At 72.8% G+C, this 18,580-nt stretch carries 11 protein-coding genes; 9 read left to right on the forward strand and 2 right to left on the reverse strand.

Annotated features, from left to right (window positions below; translation table 11 throughout):
- The first annotated feature begins 37 nt into the window (after window positions 1-37).
- Window positions 38-895 carry a S1 family peptidase gene (locus GA0070617_RS14885; RefSeq protein WP_091446436.1) on the forward strand — a complete coding sequence of 286 codons (858 nt, stop codon included), beginning with the start codon at window positions 38-40 and terminating at the stop codon, window positions 893-895.
- Window positions 896-1,035: 140 nt separating this feature from the next.
- Here GA0070617_RS14885 and GA0070617_RS14890 read toward each other — a convergent pair whose 3' ends face one another.
- Window positions 1,036-1,500, reverse strand: a complete 465-nt coding sequence (locus GA0070617_RS14890) for a nuclear transport factor 2 family protein (RefSeq protein ID WP_091437887.1) — start codon at window positions 1,498-1,500, stop codon at window positions 1,036-1,038.
- Between the two features lie 320 nt (window positions 1,501-1,820).
- Here GA0070617_RS14890 and GA0070617_RS14895 point away from each other — a divergent pair, with 320 nt between their 5' ends.
- Window positions 1,821-4,841 (forward strand): AfsR/SARP family transcriptional regulator, encoded by a 3,021-nt coding sequence (locus tag GA0070617_RS14895; protein WP_091437890.1) that lies wholly within the window; start codon window positions 1,821-1,823, stop codon window positions 4,839-4,841.
- 10 nt (window positions 4,842-4,851) lie between these two features.
- On the opposite strand, the gene GA0070617_RS14900 is transcribed toward GA0070617_RS14895, so the two are convergent.
- Complete coding sequence (locus GA0070617_RS14900) at window positions 4,852-5,034, reverse strand: hypothetical protein (RefSeq protein WP_091437894.1); 183 nt, start codon at window positions 5,032-5,034, stop codon at window positions 4,852-4,854.
- A gap of 274 nt (window positions 5,035-5,308) precedes the next feature.
- Between GA0070617_RS14900 and GA0070617_RS14905 the strand changes: the two genes are divergently transcribed.
- The 7 genes from GA0070617_RS14905 to GA0070617_RS14935 all read left to right on the forward strand — a co-directional run bounded on the left by GA0070617_RS14905 (window position 5,309) and on the right by GA0070617_RS14935 (window position 18,563).
- Entirely contained in the window at window positions 5,309-6,655 is a 1,347-nt protein-coding gene (locus tag GA0070617_RS14905) for a helix-turn-helix domain-containing protein (protein ID WP_091437897.1), read from the forward strand.
- A 185-nt stretch (window positions 6,656-6,840) separates the two neighbouring features.
- Window positions 6,841-7,887 (forward strand): beta-ketoacyl-ACP synthase III, encoded by a 1,047-nt coding sequence (locus GA0070617_RS14910; RefSeq protein ID WP_091437901.1) that lies wholly within the window; start codon window positions 6,841-6,843, stop codon window positions 7,885-7,887.
- Window positions 7,888-7,985: 98 nt separating this feature from the next.
- A complete protein-coding gene (locus GA0070617_RS30590; RefSeq protein ID WP_175440544.1) occupies window positions 7,986-8,198 on the forward strand; it encodes an acyl carrier protein in 213 nt (70 codons plus the stop codon).
- A gap of 35 nt (window positions 8,199-8,233) precedes the next feature.
- Window positions 8,234-14,572, forward strand: a complete 6,339-nt coding sequence (locus tag GA0070617_RS14920; protein ID WP_091437907.1) for a non-ribosomal peptide synthetase — start codon at window positions 8,234-8,236, stop codon at window positions 14,570-14,572.
- 194 nt (window positions 14,573-14,766) lie between these two features.
- The gene (locus GA0070617_RS14925; RefSeq protein ID WP_229688363.1) at window positions 14,767-15,585 is read left to right on the forward strand and encodes a thioesterase II family protein; all 819 of its coding nucleotides are present in this window, start codon (window positions 14,767-14,769) and stop codon (window positions 15,583-15,585) included.
- A gap of 28 nt (window positions 15,586-15,613) precedes the next feature.
- Window positions 15,614-16,648 (forward strand): TauD/TfdA family dioxygenase, encoded by a 1,035-nt coding sequence (locus tag GA0070617_RS14930; RefSeq protein WP_091437914.1) that lies wholly within the window; start codon window positions 15,614-15,616, stop codon window positions 16,646-16,648.
- Window positions 16,649-16,655: 7 nt separating this feature from the next.
- Window positions 16,656-18,563 carry a non-ribosomal peptide synthetase gene (locus GA0070617_RS14935; protein ID WP_091437917.1) on the forward strand — a complete coding sequence of 636 codons (1,908 nt, stop codon included), beginning with the start codon at window positions 16,656-16,658 and terminating at the stop codon, window positions 18,561-18,563.
- The last annotated feature ends 17 nt before the right edge of the window (window positions 18,564-18,580 follow it).

The following is an 18,580-nucleotide window of genomic DNA, read 5'->3' on the forward strand; positions in this document are numbered from 1 at the left end:
CCCACAGTCATCCATGCTGATCAATTCGGAGGTCAGGATGCGTCGTACCCCGATCGGTACCCTCGTCACGGCCGTGCTGCTCCTGCTCGTACCGGCCGGCGCACCCGCCCGGGCGGCGTCGCCGCCCGATCCCGCCACGGTGTCGGCGGCGCTGGCCGGGGTGCGGACCGCCGGCACCACCTGGGGCCTGGACCCGGCCACCGGCCGGGTCACCCTCGGCGTCGACGACACCGTGGGCGCGGCCGACCTGGCGGTGCTGCGGGCCACCGCCGAGCGGGCCGGCGCGCTGCTGCGCCGGGAGCCGGGCCGGTTGCGCCCGCTGATCGCCGCCGGCCAGGCGATCCACGGCAGCGGCGGGGCGCGCTGCTCGCTCGGGCTCAACGCCCGTCGGGGCACCACCTGGTACGCCGTCACCGCCGGACACTGCACCGCCACCGCGACCACCTGGTACGCCGACAGCGCCCGGACCTCGCCGCTCGGCCCGCGGGTGGCCACCAGCTTCCCCGGCGACGACTACGGGCTGATCCAGCACACCGGTGGCCTGCCGCACCCCGGCGCGATCCACACCTACCCGGGTCAGCTGCCGGTCGCCGGCACCGGCACCGCCCTCGTCGGGCAGGCCGTCTGCCGCAGCGGCGCCACCACCGGTGTGCGGTGCGGTACCGTCACCGCGCTCAACCAGACGGTCAACTACGCCCAGGGCTCCGTCTCCGGCCTGATCCGCACCAACATCTGCGCCGAGTCCGGGGACAGCGGCGGTCCGCTCTACGTCGCCGCGACCGGGGTCGTGCTCGGCATTCTCTCCGGCGGCAGCGGCAACTGCACCTCCGGCGGCAGCACCTACTACCAGCCGATCAACGAGATCCTCGCCGCGTACGGGCTGACCGTGCGGTGATCCGCCGCCGGCGGTAGGTGGGTGCCGGGCGGTGAGGGGTCCCTCACCGCCCGGCGGCCGACGCGACCGTACCGCGCACCGGAACGGTGCGGGCGCGTCGGCGGCTCGGGGTGTCGGTCATACCGGACCGTCGCGGCGGGTCAGCAGGTAGGTGAGGGCTCCGCCGCCGGGAAGCTGGAGCGGCCCCACCGGTCGTCGGGGCCGGGCGCGACGAAGTAGTACCGCCGGTAGCCGAGCAGCATTCCGTCGTCGCCGACGGTGAAGACGTCGACGAAGTCGTGCGTTCCGGTGGGTTGTCCCGGCCGTGGGGTCACCGGCCCGGTGTACCGGCCGGTCACCGCCACCCCGTCGCCGTCGGCGATGACCTTGTGGATCTGGTGCCGGGCGGGTGGGCCGGCCACCTGCGCGTGGGTACGCAGCACCTCGGCCCGGCCGCGTCCGTGGGCCAGGTCCGGGCGGCGGACCTGGACGTCCTCGTCGAGAAGTGAGCCGTACGCGTCGATGTCGCCGGTGTCCAGGTAGTGGTACGACAAGCGCACGTGGTCGACTCCGGCAGCGGTCACCGCCGCGCTTCGGGGCGGGCGCATGCCCCCGTGGCTGCTCATCCGGTCGTCCTTCCTGCCAGCTTCCCCGTTCGCCCACCTGCCGTGGCCGTTACCGGAAACTGTCGGCCAACGAGGCAACTCCGGCCTATCACCGCGCTTTCCCCGTCGTGGGACGTCTCGGGTGTCGCTGGTGTGTCTCCTCGGCTCGGTCGCCGAACGCTGCGGGGCGCGTACCCAGGGTGTGGACCAGTCGGGGTGGGTCGCGCAACCTACGGACGGGTCGAAGAGATGATCTCTCTGCTGGTGGACAGCGACCGCCCCGATGCGGTGAGCTACATGAAGAATAGTCATTTCTGAATAGCTGTCGGTACGGGAGACACATGCCCGACTCGTTCACCGCCAGACCAGCGGCCACCACCGGGATCATGTTCCGGGTGCTCGGCCCCCTGCAGGTGGAAGGGCCGGCCGGCACGGTACGGATTCCCCCCGGTCGGCAGGAGATCATCCTCGCCTGCCTGTTGATGGAGGCGGGCCGGGTGGTCGCCACCGACCGGCTGCTCGACCTGATCTGGCACGAGGAGCCCCCCGACACCGCCCGTACCCAGATCCAGATCTGCGTGTCCCGCATCCGCAAGAGCTTCACCGCCGCCGGGCTGTCCGCCTCGGTGGTCTCCCGCGCCCCCGGCTACCTGCTGCGCACCGACGAGGACACGGTGGACCTGCACGTGTTCAACCGGCAGGTGACCGCGGCGCGGGTGCTGGTCAAGGAAGGCCGGCTCGCCGAGGCGGCGGAGAGCCTACGGGCGGCCGTGGCGCTCTGGCGCGGTCCCTGCCTCAGCGGCATCCCGAGCGAGGCCCTGCGCACCCGCGGCCTGCGGCTCGACGAGGACCGGCTCACCGCCATCGAGACCTACCTGGAGCTGGAGCTCGGGCTGGGCCGCAGTCACGAGATCGTGGGCGAGGCCAGCCGGCTGGTGCACGAGTACCCGCTGCGCGAGCGGCTGCGTGGCCAGCTGATGCTCGCGCTGTACCGCTCCGGGCGCCAGGCCGAGGCGCTGGACGTCTACCGGGCCGGCCGGGAACTGCTCGCCGAGGAGCTGGGACTGGCCCCCGGTGAGGAGCTGCGCCAGTTGGAGGGCGCGATCCTCGCCGGTGACCCGGCGGCCCTGCACGCCACCGGGGCCCCGGCGCCGGAACCGGTCCGACCGCCGGTCGCCTCCGTCCACCCGACGCCGTACGGCGAGGAGCGTCCCCACCAGCTGCCGGCGGACACCGCCGACTTCGTCACCAGCGAACCACTTGTGCGGTCCCTGGAACGGGCGCTGCTCGGCGACGACGGCCAACGGGCGCTCGGTGTGGTGGTCATCGCCGGCAAACCCGGGATCGGCAAGAGCGCGCTCGGCACCCACCTGGCCCACCGCCTCGGCGGCGAACGCTTCCCCGACGGCCAGCTCTACTGTGACCTGCGGGGCGCCGGCACCGAGCCGGTGAGCACCAAGGACGCCCTCGGCCGGTTCCTGCGGGCGCTGGGCATCCCCGGCCCGGTCATCCCCGACGACACCGACGAACGCGCCGAGATGTACCGGACACTGCTGGCCACCCGTCGGATGCTGGTGGTGCTCGACGACGCGGCCAGCGAGCGCCAGATCAGCCCGCTGCTGCCCGGCAGCAGCAGCTGCGCGGTCCTGGTCACCAGCCGCTCCCGGTTGACCGCGCTGCCCGGCGCGCACCGGGTCGAGCTGGACGTGCTCGACCAGACCCAGGCCCTCGACCTGCTCGGCCGGGTGATCGGCACCGAGCGGGTCGAGCGGGAGCCGGAGGCCGCCGCCGCCCTGGTCCGTACCGTCGGTGGCCTGCCGCTGGCGCTGCGGATCGTCGCGGCCCGGCTGGCGGCCCGACCACACTGGACGCTGGCCTCGATGGTGCACCGGCTGGCCAACGAGCGGCACCGCCTCGACGAGCTGGCCCACGGTGAGATGACCATGCGGGCCAGTCTCTCGCTCACCCACGACGGGCTGAACCGGGCCGACCGCCGGCTGCTGCGCCTGTTCAGCCTGGCGCAGGGCCCGACCGTGCCCGGCTGGATCGCCGGGGCGCTGCTGGACGACCACCGGCCGATCCCGTCGGACCTCGTCGAGCCGCTTGTCGACGTGCAGATGCTGGACGCCGTCGCGGTGGAGAGCACCGGCGAGTTCCGCTACCGCTTCCACGAGGTCATCCGGCTCTTCGCCCGCGAGCAGCTGGCCCTCAACGACAGCCCGGCCGTGCAGCTCGCGGCGACCGAACGGATGATCGGCGGGTGGCTGGCGATCACCGAACAGGCCCACGCCCGGGTCTACGGCGGTGACTTCACCGTGCTGCGCGGCACCGCCGCCCGCTGGTCACCCCCGACCGACTACGTCGACGGACTGCTCACCGACCCGATCGAGTGGCTCGACAGCGAACAGGCCAACCTCTGCCTGGCCGTGGACCAGGCCGCCCAGGCCGGCCTCGACGAGCTCTGCTGGGACCTGGCCACCACCCTGGTCACCCTCTTCGAGGCGCGCGGCTACTTCGACCACTGGGAACGGACCCACCAGCGGGCGCTGCAGGTGACCCGGGCGGCGGACAACCGACGCGGCACCGCCGCCGTACTCAGCTCACTGGGCACCCTGCACATCAGTCGGCAACAACCCGACCAGGCCCGCCGGTCGCTCAGCGCCGCCCAGGAGACCTTCGACGAACTCGGTGACCTGCACGGGTTGGCGCTCTGCCGACGGGACCTGGCCCTGCTGGAACGGCAGGGCGGCGACGACGACCGGGCCCTGGTGCTCTACGAACACGCGGCGCGGGACTTCGAACGGGTCGGGGACATCGTCGGCCGGGCCACGGTACTGACCCAGAGCGCGCACATCTGGATGCGCCGGGGACACAGCGCGGTGGCCCAGGCCCAGCTGGAGGAGTCGCTGGAGATCTTCCGGTCGGTCGGGTACAGCCGGGGCGAGGCCCACGCCCTGCGCCGGGCCGGCCAGGTGCTGTTACAGCGGGGGGAGCACGCCCAGGCCGAGCAGACCCTGGCCGGGGTGCTGACCATGGTGCGCCGCAGCGGGGACATCATCGGCGAGGGACACCTGCTGCGCAACCTCGGCGAGGTGCACGCCGCCACCGGCCGGTACGAGCAGGCCAGGGGCGCCTTCGAACGGGCGCTGGCGGTACGGGAGCAGATCATGGACCACGGCGGGGCGGCGGCGGTCCGGCTGGACCTCGCCCGGCTGATGGCCCGCGCCGGCGCCCGTGGTCGGGCGGGGGAGTTGCTGGAGAACGCGGTGGCCACGTTCCGCGAGCGGGGGATGCGGCATGAGCTGCGGGAGGCGGAGCGGCTGCTGGGGGAGATCGCCGCGAGCCGGCCCGCCGCCTCCTGAGGCGGGTCGGTCAGTCCCAGGGGTGGTTGTCGGTGCTGGCGCTCGGGGTGGGGGTCGGCGTGACCACCACGGCGGTGCCGCCCGGCCCGGAGGTGCCCGTCTCGCCGGCCTGCGCGGTGGCCGCGCCGAAGGCGACGAACCCGGTGATCGTGGCGGCCAGAGCGAAGATCCTCAGCGTGGCGGTGCGGCGCATGTCGACTCCTTCGAGGCTTTCCCGGTGGTGTTGGCTCCACGCTAACGACCAGCGGAATCGCGCCGTTATCCCAGCAGTTATCCCGCTGCTATCACCGGTGTCGCCGGTGGCCGCCGCCGTGATGGGGGCGCTTGGGCGCGTGATGCCGCGCCGATAGCGCCGTGCGGACGATGGACCCCGACGAGGAGAAATCCCAGCCATGGGATTGACGGCAACCGTCGGCTCCCCGTCGCGCACCATCCCCACTGCCGCCGGAGAAAGTGGAGAACGCGACATGAGCATCGACGTGGTGACCAACGAGGACGTTCCGCAGTTCGGCCTGCTGATTCGCCAGCACCGCACGCGCATCGGGCTGACCCAGCGGGAGCTGGCGGACTTCTCCACGGTCAGCGTCCGGGCGATCCGCGACCTCGAACAGGGCCGGGCCCGCCGACCCCGCCAGGACACCGTCCGGCTGATCGCCGACGGCCTGCGGCTGGGCCTGCGGGCCCGCGCCGACCTGGAGACCGCCGCCAACCAGGGGCGGACCAGCTGGGCGGTCAAGGCCAGCTACGAGGCCGACCCGCCGGCGGCGCCGGTCGTCGCCGACTGCCTGTTCGGGCGGGAGCAGGAGAGCGCGGTCGTCACCGGCGAGCTGGCCGGTGGCGCCGAGCGGCTGGTCACCGTGGTGGGGATGACCGGCGTCGGCCGTACCCGGCTCGCCCTGGAGGTGGCGGCCCGGCTGCACGCCGCCGACCACACCCCGGTGCTCTGGTGTGCCCTGACCGAGCAGCCGGGCGGACCCGCCGGCGGGGACCGGATGGCCGCGCTGGTCCGGGGCTGCGTCGAGCAGCTCTTCGAGCCCGCCACGGACGCCCCGGGTGCCGCGGCGGCCGGCGAGGACCTCGCCGCGTTCGTGGAGACCGTCGCCGAGCGCCCGCCGCTGCTGGTGATCGACGGGGTCGGCGACCGGGCCGCCCGGCCGGAACGCTTCGCCCAGCTGCTGCGGCACTGCCCGGGACTACGGGTGCTGGTCACCGCCGAGCACCCCCTGGAGGTGCCGGGCGAGCGCCCGTTCCTGCTCACCCCCCTGATGCTGCCCGAGGAGACCGACCCGGCGGACCCTTCGGCGATCGGACGGTCAGCCGCGGTCCGGCTCTTCGTCGACCGGGCCCGGCGGGTCCGGCCGGACTTCACCCTCACCGCCGCCGACGCGCCGCTGGTCGCCGAGATCTGCCGGCGGGTCGACGGGCTGCCGCTGGCCCTGCAGGCGGCGGCGTCCTGGCTGGTCGTCTACGACATCACCATGCTGCACCAGTGCCTGCACGGCGATCCGGCCGGTCTGCTGCAGCACGTGGCCGGTGCCGAGGGCGGCAACCGGTTGCGCGACACGCTGCACCGCAGGCTGGCCCGGCTGCCGGTGGCCGACCGGGAGCTGCTGGCCACCCTCTGCGCCCGTGGCGACAGCTTCGGTCTGCCCGACGTGATGGCCCTGACCGGCCGTGGCGTGGCCGACAGCGGCCGGGTGGTGCGGGACCTGGTCCTGCACGGCCTGGTCCGCCCGAGCTACGACCACGGGCAGTCCCGGTTCCGGATCCTGCACCTGGTCCGCGCCGTGCACCTCGGCGCCACCCCGGCCTGACCGGGCGGGGCATCGACGGGATGCCGACCCGACCCGACGGGCGGCACCCGCCGCGCAACTGCTGCGCGGGTGCCGGAACAACTGCCGCACCCCGGCTGACACCGCCGGTTGAATGACTGCACATCGAGTCCGAAGGCCCGGCGCGACCGCCGCCGAGCTCGATCGACGTACGAGGGAGGACGACCTTGTCGGCTACTGTCGAACAGCGCACGAACACCGTGACGGCGGTCATCGCCGGACTCGGCGCGTACCTGCCCGAGCAGGTGGTGAAGAACGACGAGATCGCCGCCCGACTCGGCGTCACCACCGACTGGATCCGCGACCGCACCGGCATCGAACAGCGGTTCGTCTGCGAACCCACGGCTGCCACCAGCGATCTCGCGGTCGAGGCCGGCCGACGGGCCCTGGCGTCCTGCGGCAACCCGACCGTCGACTTTCTGATCCTGGCCACCTGCACCCCGGACCACCCGTTCCCGGCCACCGCACCCGCCGTCGCCGCCCGCCTCGGGCTCGCCGGCATCGCGGCCTTCGACCTCAACGCCGCCTGCTCCGGTTTCGTCTACGCCCTGTCCGTCGGCGCCGGCATGCTCGCCTCCGGGGCGTACGGCACCGGGCTGGTCATCGGCGCCGACGCCGTCTCCACCATCCTCGACACCTCCGACCCGATCACCTCCCCGATCTTCGGCGACGGCGCCGGCGCGGTGGTGATCCGCGCCGGCGACCCCGGCGAGCCCGGCGGTCTCACCGCCCACCTGCTCGGCAGCGACGGTGGGCTGCTGGACATCATGAAGACCCCCGCCGGTGGCTCCCGGCAACGCTCGGCCGGGATCGGCCCCGACGTCGAGCACAGCTACTTCACCATGTCCGGCCGGGCGGTCTACAAGCACGCGATCAACCGGATGAGCCTCGCCTCGACCACCGTGCTGGACCAGGTGGGCTGGAGCGTCGACGACGTCGACTGGCTCGTCGCCCACCAGGCCAACCGGCGGATCCTCACCGCCACCGCCGAGGCCATCGGCATCCCCACCGAACGGGCGGTGATCAACGTCGACCGGGTGGCCAACACCTCGGCCGCCTCCATCCCGCTGGCCTTCGTCGACGCGGTGACCGCCGGCACCTTCTCCGCCGGTGACCGGATCCTGCTGGCCGCCTTCGGCGGCGGCGCGACCTGGGCGGCGGCCGCACTCACCTGGCCCGACCTGACGCTTCGACCCGGCGACGGCCTCGCCTGACCCCGCCGGCTCACCCCGCCCGGGGTGGGCACCACCCCATCCGCACACCCCGCCACCATCGAGATCGGAGACCGACAGTGAAAGACACCCTGGTACGAGTGAACGAGATCGTCCTGGAACAGGTACCGGAACTGGCCGTGCAGATCGGCCCCGCCGACCGGCTCAACCAGGACCTGGGCATCGACTCGCTGACCTTCGTCGACATCCTCGTCAAGGTGGAGAAGAGCTTCGCCATCGAGATCGACGACGACGAACTCACCACCGTGCAGAGCGTCCAGGACATCCTCGACCTCATCCAGCGCAAGCAGTAACCGCCCGTTCCACCTTCTCCAGATGGGGGTCCACCATGTCCGGTCCGGCGTACCAGACCCGGCCACTCAACCCGGCGCAACTCGGAGTCTGGTACGCCCAACGGCTCGACCCGGCCAACCCGGTCTACAACATGGGCGGGTACCTGGAGATCCACGGACCCCTCGACGCCGGGCTCCTGGTCGAGACGGTGACCGCGCTGGTGGCCGAGGACGACACGGCACGACTGCGCTTCACCGAGGTCGACGGCGTACCGGCGCAGTACCTCGGCGCCGCGCCGGACTTCACCGCCGACCTGCTCGACCTCAGCGCCGAGGCGGACCCGATGGCGGCGGCGACCCGGCTGATGCGCGACGACCTGCACCGCGCCCCCGACCTGGAACACGACCGGCTCTTCCACCACCAGCTCGTCCGGCTCGGCCCGGAGCACTTCCTCTGGTACCACCGCGTGCACCACCTCGTTCAGGACGGCTACACCGCCACCGTCGTCCGGCGACGCGGTGCGGAGCTCTACACCGCGCTGGTCGAGGGCCGCCCACCCGTCGGACCGCCACTGGGATCGTTCACCGCCATGCTCGACGAGCAGGACCGCTACGCCGGTTCGGCGGCCCGGGAGCGCGACGGCGCGTACTGGCGCAGGCTGATGGCCGACGCCGACTGCCCGCCCGGACCCGGCTCCGCCGGTCGGCCCACCAACCGGATCGTCCGCCAGATCGCCCGGATCCCACCGGCTACCGTCGACCGGCTGCGCCGGTTCGCCGCACGGGCCGGGGTGAGCTGGCAGCAGGCCCTGATCACCGCCGCCGCCGTGCACCGCCACCACTGGACCGGTGGGACCGACGTGCTGCTCAGCCTCCCCGTGCCCGGACGGCTCAGCCCGGCCTCGGTCACCACGCCCGGCATGATGGCCAACGTCCTGCCGCTGCGCTGCCGGATCGACCCGGCCGAACCGGCCGAGCGGCTGGCCGCCCAGCTGGCCCGGCAGACCCTGCGCGCCCAGTGGCACCAGCGCTACGACTCCGCCGACCTGCTGCGGGACCTGGACTGGCCGAGCGACGCCCGTCGACAGTTCGGGCCGGTGGTCAACATCGTGGCCGGCGACGAACACGACACCTTCGCCGGACTGCCCGCCGTGCACCACCTCTTCTCCACCGGCGGGACCGCCGAGGACCTGGCCCTCACCGTCACCCACCACCCCGAGGGCGGGCTGCGCGTTGACGTCAGCATCGACACCGCGTACCGGGACTCGGTCGACCTCGACGCGTACCAGCGCACCTTCGCGCGGATCCTCACCGCGATGGTGGACGACCCCGGCGTGGCCGTCGGTGACCTCGACCCGTTCGACCCGGCGGAGCGGCACCGGGTCCTGCACGACTGGAACGCCACGGCGGTGCCCGTGCCGGACGTCTCCCTGCCGGAGCTGTTCGCCGCCCGGGTGGTCGCCGACCCGGACGCGACCGCCGTGGTGGGTGGCCCGCAGCGGTTGTCGTACGGCGAACTGGACGCCCGGGCCAACCAACTGGCCCGGCTGCTGCTCTCCCGGGGCGTGGTCCGTGGTGGGGTGGTGGGGGTGCTGCTGGAGCGGGGTCTGGATTTCGCGGTGGCGTTGGTGGCGGTCACCAGGACCGGTGCGGCGTACGTGGTGTTGGATCCGGATTTTCCCGATGAGCGCCTGGCGTGGACGGTGGCCGAGGCCGGGGTGTCGGTGGTGGTCACCCGGACCGACCTGGCATCCCGGCTGCCCGACCCGCACCGGTTGATCCGCCTCGACGCCGACGCCCACCTCGTCGAGGCGCAGAGTTCGGCAACCGTCGACGTACGGGTGGCCGCCGCAGACGTGGCGTGTGTGATGTTCACGTCGGGGTCGACGGGGGTGCCGAAGGGTGTGGTGTCGTCGCATCGGGCTCTGGTGGGTTCGGTGGTGGGGCAGGATTACTGCGGCTTCGGGCCGGAAGAGGTGTTCCTGCAGTGTTCGCCGGTGTCGTGGGACGCGTTCTCGTTGGAGTTCTGGGGGGCACTGCTCTTCGGCGGGGTGTGTGTTCTCCAGCCGGGGCAGCGTCCGGAGCCGGGGTTGATTGTGGGGTTGGTGGCTGAGCATCGGGTGTCGATGTTGCAGTTGTCGTCGGGGTTGTTCAATGTGTTGGTGGATGAGTATCCGCGGGTTTTCGATGGTCTGCGGGTGGTGTTCACCGGTGGTGAGCCGGCGAGTCCGGTGCATGTGGCGCGGGTGGTGGACCGGTGCCCGGGGTTGCGGGTGGTCAACGGGTACGGTCCGGCGGAGTCGATGGGCTTCACCACGACGTTCGACGTTCCCGCTGGTCTGGCTGGCAACACGGTTCCGGTCGGTCGGGCCGTGGCGAACAAGCGGGCGTACGTTCTCGACAACCGGTTGCGGCCGGTGCCGCCGGGTGTGGTGGGTGAGGTGTATCTGGCCGGGGTGGGCCTGGCGCACGGCTATCTGAACCGGTCGGGTTTGACCGCGCAGCGGTTCGTCGCGGATCCGTTCGGTGAGCCGGGTGAGCGGTTGTACCGCACCGGTGACCTGGCCCGGTGGAGCGGGGCCGGGCAGTTGGAGTTCGTCGGCCGTGGTGACGGCCAGGTGAAGGTCCGCGGCTTCCGGGTCGAGCCCGGCGAGATCGAGGCCGCGCTGCTGCGGCACGAGGCGGTAGCGCAGGCGGCGGTGCTCGCCGTACCGGATCCGGCGGGCACGTTGCGGCTGGTGGCGTACCTGGTGGCCGAGTCGGAGAGCGTGCCGGTGGTGCGGTCTTGGTTGCGGGCACAACTGCCGGAGCACCTGGTGCCGTCGGTGGTGGTGCCGCTGGACCGGATGCCGTTGACCGCGAACGGGAAGGTGGATCGGCGGGCGTTGCCGGCACCGGAGTTCGCCGCTGTGGCTGGCGGTGGTCGGAGCGCGCGGGATGCGCGGGAGGAGATCCTGTGTGGCCTGTATGCGGAGGTGTTGGGGGTGGCGTCGGTGGGTATCGACGACGACTTCTTCGCTCTCGGTGGGCACTCGTTGTTGGCGGCCCGGTTGGCCGCGCGGGCCCGGTCGGTGCTCGGGGTGGAGCTGAGCATCCGGGACATCTTCCAGGCCCCCACCATCGCCACCCTCGGCGACCACCTGGCCGGCACCGGCCGGACCCGGGCCCGACCCACCGTCGCCGCCACCGACCACGACGCACCGGTACCCCTGTCGTACGCCCAGCGTCGGCTCTGGCTCGTCGACTCCCTCCAGGGCAGCGGCCCGACCTACAACGTGCCGCTGGCCGTCCGGCTCACCGGCGACCTGGACGTCGACGCGCTCCAGCAGGCCCTCACCGACCTGGTCGAGCGGCACGAGGTGCTGCGCACCGTGGTCGGCACCGTCGACGGCGAGCCGTACCAGCGGATCCGCCCACCCGCCCCCGTCGTGCTGGACCGGCACCGGGTCGACCCCGCCGACCTCGACCGGCGACTCAGCGAGGCTGCCGGTCACGTCTTCGACCTGACCGCCACCCCGCCGCTGCGGGTCACCCTCTTCGACCTCGGTGGCCACGAGTGGACGCTGCTGATCCTGCTGCACCACATCGCCACCGACGGCCAGTCCCTGCGACCGCTGCTCGGTGACCTGGAGACCGCGTACGCCGCCCGGCACGCCGGCCGCGCCCCGGACTGGCCCGACCTGACCGTCCAGTACGCCGACTACACCCACTGGCAGCGCGCCATGCTCGGTGACCCGGCCGACCCGGCCAGCGTGCACGCCACCGACCTCGCCCACTGGCGACAGGCCCTGGCCGACCTCCCCGAGGAACTCACCCTCCCACGGGACCGGCCCCGGCCCACCGTCGCCGACCACACCGGCGGCGCGGTACCGGTCAGGATCGACCCCGAGGTACGGCGACGCATCGGTGAGCTGGCCCGTCAGCAGCGCTGCACCCCGTTCATGGTGCTCCAGGCCGCGTTGGCGCTGACCCTGACCCGCTTCGGCGCCGGCACCGACATCCCCATCGGCACCCCGGTCGCCGGGCGGACCGATCCGGCCCTCGACGCGCTTGTCGGGTTCTTCGTCAACACCCTGGTCCTGCGCACCGACACCTCCGGCGACCCGAGCTTCGCCGACCTGCTGGCCCGGGTACGCGCCACCGACCTGGACGCCCTCGCCCACCAGGAACTCCCGTTCGACCTGCTGCTCGAAGCGCTCAACCCGGTACGGTCGCTGGCCCGGCACCCGCTGTTCCAGGTCTGCCTGACCCTCGACGACGCCGCCGACGGGCGCCTGCGGCTGCCCGACGTGCACTGCGGTCCGGCCCGGGTGGTGGACACCAGGGCGGCCAAGTTCGACCTGGAGTTCCTGCTGCGCGACGAGGGAACGGAGACCGGAATCGGGGGCGTGCTGCTCTACTCGACCGCGATCTTCGACCACGGCACCGTGCAACGCCTGGTCGCCGGCCTGGGTCAGGTGCTGGACCAGGTACTCGCCGACCCGTCCCGCCCGATCGGCACCGTCGACGCGATCGACGCCGCCGAGCAGCGGGCCGTCGTCGGTGACTGGAACGCCACGGCGGTACCGGTGCCGGACGTGTCGTTGCCGGAGCTGTTCGCGGCGCGGGTGGCGGCTGCGCCGCAGGCTCCCGCCCTGGTCTGTGGCGCGGACCGGTTGTCCTACGCCGAGGTCGACAGCCGGGCGAACCACGTGGCGGGTGCGTTGCTGTCGCGGGGCGTGGTCCGTGGTGGTGCGGTGGGGGTGCTGCTGGAGCGGGGTCTGGATTTCGCGGTGGCGTTGGTGGCGGTCACCAGGACTGGTGCGGCGTACGTGGTGTTGGATCCGGATTTTCCCGATGAGCGGTTGGCGTGGACGGTGGCCGAGGCTGGGGTGTCGATGGTGGTCACCCGGGCCGACCTGGCGTCCCGGCTGCCCGCCGGTGTTCCGGTGCTGCGGGTGGATGCCGACGCGTCGTCGATCGCTGAGGCGCTGCCGGTGGTCCCGTCGGTGGTGGTTGATCCGGGAGACGTGGCGTGTGTGATGTTCACGTCGGGGTCGACGGGGGTGCCGAAGGGTGTGGTGTCGTCGCATCGGGCTCTGGTGGGTTCGGTGGTGGGGCAGGGGTATTCGGTTTTCGGTCCGGGTGTGGTGTTTCTGCAGTGTTCGCCGGTGTCGTGGGATGCGTTCTCGTTGGAGTTCTGGGGGGCGTTGTTGCATGGCGGGGTGTGTGTGTTGCAGGCGGGGCAGCGTCCGGAGCCGGGGTTGATTGTGGGGTTGGTGGCTGAGCATCGGGTGTCGATGTTGCAGTTGTCGTCGGGGTTGTTCAATGTGTTGGTGGATGAGTATCCGCGGGTTTTCGATGGTCTGCGGGTGGTGTTCACCGGTGGTGAGCCGGCGAGTCCGGTGCATGTGGCGCGGGTGGTGGACCGGTGTCCGGGGTTGCGGGTGGTGAACGGGTACGGTCCGGCGGAGTCGATGGGCTTCACCACGACGTTCGAGGTGCCGGGGGAGTTTTCCGGTACTACGGTTCCGGTCGGTCGGGCCGTCAACAACAAGCGGGCGTATGTGTTGGACGGTCGGTTGCGGCCGGTGCCGGCGGGTGTGGTGGGTGAGGTGTATCTGGCCGGGGTGGGCCTGGCGCACGGTTATCTGAACCGGTCGGGGTTGACGGCGCAGCGGTTCGTCGCGGATCCGTTCGGTGGGCCGGGTGAGCGGTTGTACCGCACCGGTGACCTGGCCCGGTGGACGACGAGTGGCCAACTGGAGTTCGTCGGCCGGATCGACGGTCAGGTGAAGATCCGGGGCTTCCGGGTCGAGCCCGGCGAGATCGAGGCCGTCCTGCTCGGCCACCCGGCGGTCGCACAGACCGCGGTGCTCGCTACACCTGACCCCGCCGGCACACTGCGCCTGGTCGCCTACCTGATCCCCGAGAGCGGGCAGGACCTGGACCCGGCGGAGGTACGGCAGTGGCTCCGCCACCGCGTCCCGGAGCACCTGGTTCCCTCGGCGGTGGTGCCGCTGGACCGGATGCCGTTGACCGGAAACGGGAAGGTGGATCGGCGGGCGTTGCCGGCACCGGAGTTCGCCGCTGTGGCTGGTGGTGGCCGGAGCGCGCGGGATGCGCGGGAGGAGATCCTGTGTGGCCTGTACGCGGAGGTGCTCGGAGTGGCATCGGTGGGTATCGACGACGACTTCTTCGCTCTCGGTGGGCACTCGTTGTTGGCGGCCCGGTTGGCCGCGCGGGCCCGGTCGGTGCTCGGGGTGGAGCTGAGCATCCGGGACATCTTCCAGGCCCCCACCATCGCCGCCCTCGGCGACCAGCTGCCCGCCGCCACCCCGGCCCGCGCCCGCCCCACCCTGCGCCGGCGCACCCAGTCCGGCGTCGCCCTGCCCGGCAGCCCACCCACCGGCTGAACAACCCGCCCGGCCCGGCCACCGGCTGAGAGACCCGCCCGGCAACCGGCCGAACAACCTGCCCCGGAATCTGCCGCTGCCCGCAAAGAAACGCCGATAGTCTCGTCCCGAATGGGATCGCCTGACTGTCGTCCCGTCGATTCTTCTCCCCTTTTCGCAATTTCCCTGACGCGCGTCGACGAATGGAGCGCACCGTGGATCCTGTCCAGATCGACCCGACCGACGCGAGGACCGACCACCAGCCGGCCCCCGCACCCGACGACGTCGTCTGGGTGCTCGACAGCGACGCCCCCGGCCACCGCACGTCGCTGCTGGTCCTGCCGCACGCCGGTGGCAACGCCCACGCCTACGCCGGCTGGCGGGACCTGCTGCCCACCCACGTACGCCTGCTGATCGGGCAGTACCCGGGCCGGGGCGCCCGCTTCACCGAACCCCTGCCGGAGCGGATGGCCGACCTGGTCGACCCGATCCTGGCCAGCCTGCCCACCGACACCACCGACCTGGTGGTGCTCGGCCACAGCATGGGCTCCCTGGTGGCCTACGAGGTCACCCGGGCGCTCACCACCGCCGGCCGGGCACCGCGCGCCCTGATCGCCTCGGCGTGCCGGGCGCCGTTCCTGCCCAACCCCAGCCCGGTGCACCCCGCCAGGCTCGACGACGACGAACTGGTGAGCGCCATCCAGGCCCGGGGCGGCACCGACGACGGCATCCTCGACGAACCGGAACTGCGGGAGCTGCTGCTGCCCTCGATCCGCGCCGACTTCGCCCTGGACGACGCCTACCAGGCCACCCCGGCCGCTGCACTCACCTGCCCGGTCACCGTCGTCGGCGGCGACGTCGACCCGGTGGTACCGGCCGAGGCGCTGCACCGGTGGGCCGAGGTCACCGGCGCGCGGGTCACCACCCGGGTGCTCCCCGGCGGGCACTTCTACTTCCAGCAGCAGCTCGCGGCCTTCCTGTCGCTCGTCACCGACGTCATCGACGGCGATCTCGTCCGGACCGAAGCCGCCTGACCACCATCGCCCCACCCAGGAGGATCCGATGTCACCCACCGTCCAGGCGGACGCCGCCACCGATCTCGACGTACGCCGGCAGCCCGGCAGACCGGCCATCACCGTCGCGCCGCACCTCGACACCGTGGACGCGGCCGTCGAGTGGCTCACCGCGCACCGCGCCGCCATCCGCGCCGAGCTGCTGCGCTCGGGAAACCTGCTGATCCGGGGCCTGCCGATCGCCGACACCGGCGACTTCGCCCGCGCCCGTAACGTGCTGATGCCCGAGCGCACCGGCTACCGGGAGAAGGCCACCCCGCGTACCGACTTCGGCGAGGGGGTCTTCTCCTCCACCGACCTGCCGGCCGTGCAGCCGATCCGCCTGCACAACGAGAACAGCTACACCCTCGACTTCCCCGGCACCCTGATGTTCGGCTGCCTGGTCGCCCCGCAGACCGGCGGCGCGACCACGGTCGGCGACATGCGGGCCGCGCTGCGCCTGATGCCGCCGCAGCTGCGGGAGCGGTTCGCCACCTACGGCTGGCTGCTGGTGCGTAACTTCTCCGAGCTGGCCGGGCTGCCCTGGCAGCAGAGCTTCGCCACCGAAGACCCCGCGCAGGCGCAGCGGTACTGCGACGAGAACGTCATCGGCACCGAGTGGCTGGCCGAGGGGGAGCTGCGGACCCGGCAGCGCCGTTCGGCGATCGTCACCCACCCGGTCACCGGCGAGCAGAGCTGGTTCAACCACTACGCCTTCTGGAACCGGTACTCCCTCGACGCCGACGTCCGCGAGGTGCTGCTGGAGACCTACGGCCCCGACGGCCTGCCCTTCGACACCTACCTCGGCGACGGCTCCGCGCTCACCCGCGAGGAGGTCGACGCCATCAACCAGGTGTACGACGAGGTGACCGTCCGGGAGACCTGGCAGGCCGGTGACCTGATGCTGGTCGACAACATCGCCTGCGCCCACGGCCGGGAGGCCTTCACCGGCGCCCGCAAGATCGTGGTGGCGATGGGCGACGAGGTCGCGTTGGCCGACTGCCAGCCGCAGACCGCCCCGTCGGCCACCCCGTACGGGAAGTGAGCCGGCCATGACCAGCGCCCTGGCCCACCCCGTCGACACCGCCACGCCGCCGGCCCGGGACCTGCTCGACCGGCTCGCCGAGGCACCGGCGGAGCGTACCGCCGTCGTCGCCGCCGACGGCACCCTCACCTTCGCCGAACTGCGGGCCCGCGCCGCCCGGATCGCCGGCGCGCTCACCGCCCGCGGCATCGGGCCGGAGAGCGTGGTCGCGCTCTGCCTGCCCCGGGGCGCGGACCTGGTCGCCGCGCTGCTGGGCACGCTGACCGCCGGTGCCGCGTACCTGCCGGTGGACCCGCGGCTGCCCGCCGACCGACGCCGCTACCTCGTCACCGACGCCGGGGTGGACCTGGTGCTCGTCGCCGGCACCGACGCCGACGCCGCCGGCACCGGCACCGACACCGCCGGCACCGACACCGCCGGCACCGACGCCGCCGGCACCGACGCCGCCGGCACCGACGCCCCTGCCGGGGCCGGACCGGGCGACGACGTGCCCCGGGTGTCGCTGGCGGAGCTGACCGCGGCCGGCCACCGGGTGACCGCACCGGACGACGGCGGGTACCGGCCGGTGCCGGTCGGCCCGGACAGCCTCGCCTACGTCATCTACACCTCCGGCTCCACCGGCCGGCCCAAGGGCGTCGAGATCAGCCGGGGCGCGGCGGCGGCGCTGCTGACCGAACTGGAGGCCACCGGCGTCGTACGCGGCGAGGCCGGCCGGGTCGGCTGGAACGCCTCACCCTCCTTCGACGCCTCCGTGCAGCAGTGGGTACGGGTGTGCCGGGGTGACACCCTGGTCCTGCTCGACGAGCAGACCCGCACCGACCCGGCGCTGCTGGCCGCGTTCGTCACCGAGGCCGCCCTGACCGACCTGGACATCACCCCGTCCCACGCCGAGCCGCTGCTGGAACAGCTGTCCACCACCCGGCCGCGCCCCGGCGGGCCGCTGACCCTGCTGGTCGGCGGTGAGGCGATCAACCCGACGCTGTGGCGACGCCTCGCCGAGCTGACCGAGACGGGCGTGCTGCGGGCGGTCAACGTGTACGGGCCGACCGAGTGCACCGTCGACGCCACCGCCGGCTGGATCACCGGCGACCGCGAGCCGCACATCGGCACCGTCCTGCCCGGCCTGCGGCTGCGGCTGCTCGACGCCGACCTGACCCCGGTCGTCCCCGGTACCGTCGGCGAGCTGTACCTGGCCGGCGCCCGGGTCGGTCGCGGATACCGGCGGCGTCCCGGGTTGACCGCGCAACGCTTCGTCGCCGACCCCGACGCCGTCGACGGGCAGCGGATGTACCGCACCGGTGACCTGTGCCGGCAGCTGCCCGACGGTCGGCTGGAGTACCGGGGCCGCGCCGACGGGCAGGTCAAGATCCGCGGACACCGGATCGAGCTGGGCGAGATCGAGGCCACCCTGACCGCCCACCCCGGGGTCGCCGAGACCGCCGTGCTGCTCCGCGACGACCAGCAACTGGTCGCCTACTACCGGGCGAGCGTCCCGGTGGACCCGGCCGAGCTGCGGGCGCGGGCGGAGGCGAGCCTGCCCGGCTACATGGTGCCGGGCGCGTTCGTCGCCCTGGACCGCTTCCCGCTGACCGCCAGCGGCAAGCTCGACCGGGCGGCCCTGCCCGCGCCGGTGCCGACCGCCGTACCAGCCACCGGAGTCGACGCCGAACCCACCGGACGGGTCGAAGAGCTGATCGCCTCGGTCTGGTCACACGTGCTCGGCACCCCCCGGATCAGCGCCGACGACAACTTCTTCAAGCTCGGCGGCCACTCGCTGCTGGCCATCAAGCTGGTCTCCGGGGTCCGGCGCGAGTTGGGCCTGAGCCTGCCGGTCCGGGCCGTGTACGAGAACCCGCGCCTGCGGGACCTGGCCCGGACCATCGAGTCCCGGCTGACCCCACCCACCGGGGCCTGAGCCCCACCGGCGGGTGG

This window comes from Micromonospora yangpuensis, from assembly GCF_900091615.1.
Taxonomy (GTDB): Bacteria; Actinomycetota; Actinomycetes; order Mycobacteriales; family Micromonosporaceae; genus Micromonospora; species Micromonospora yangpuensis.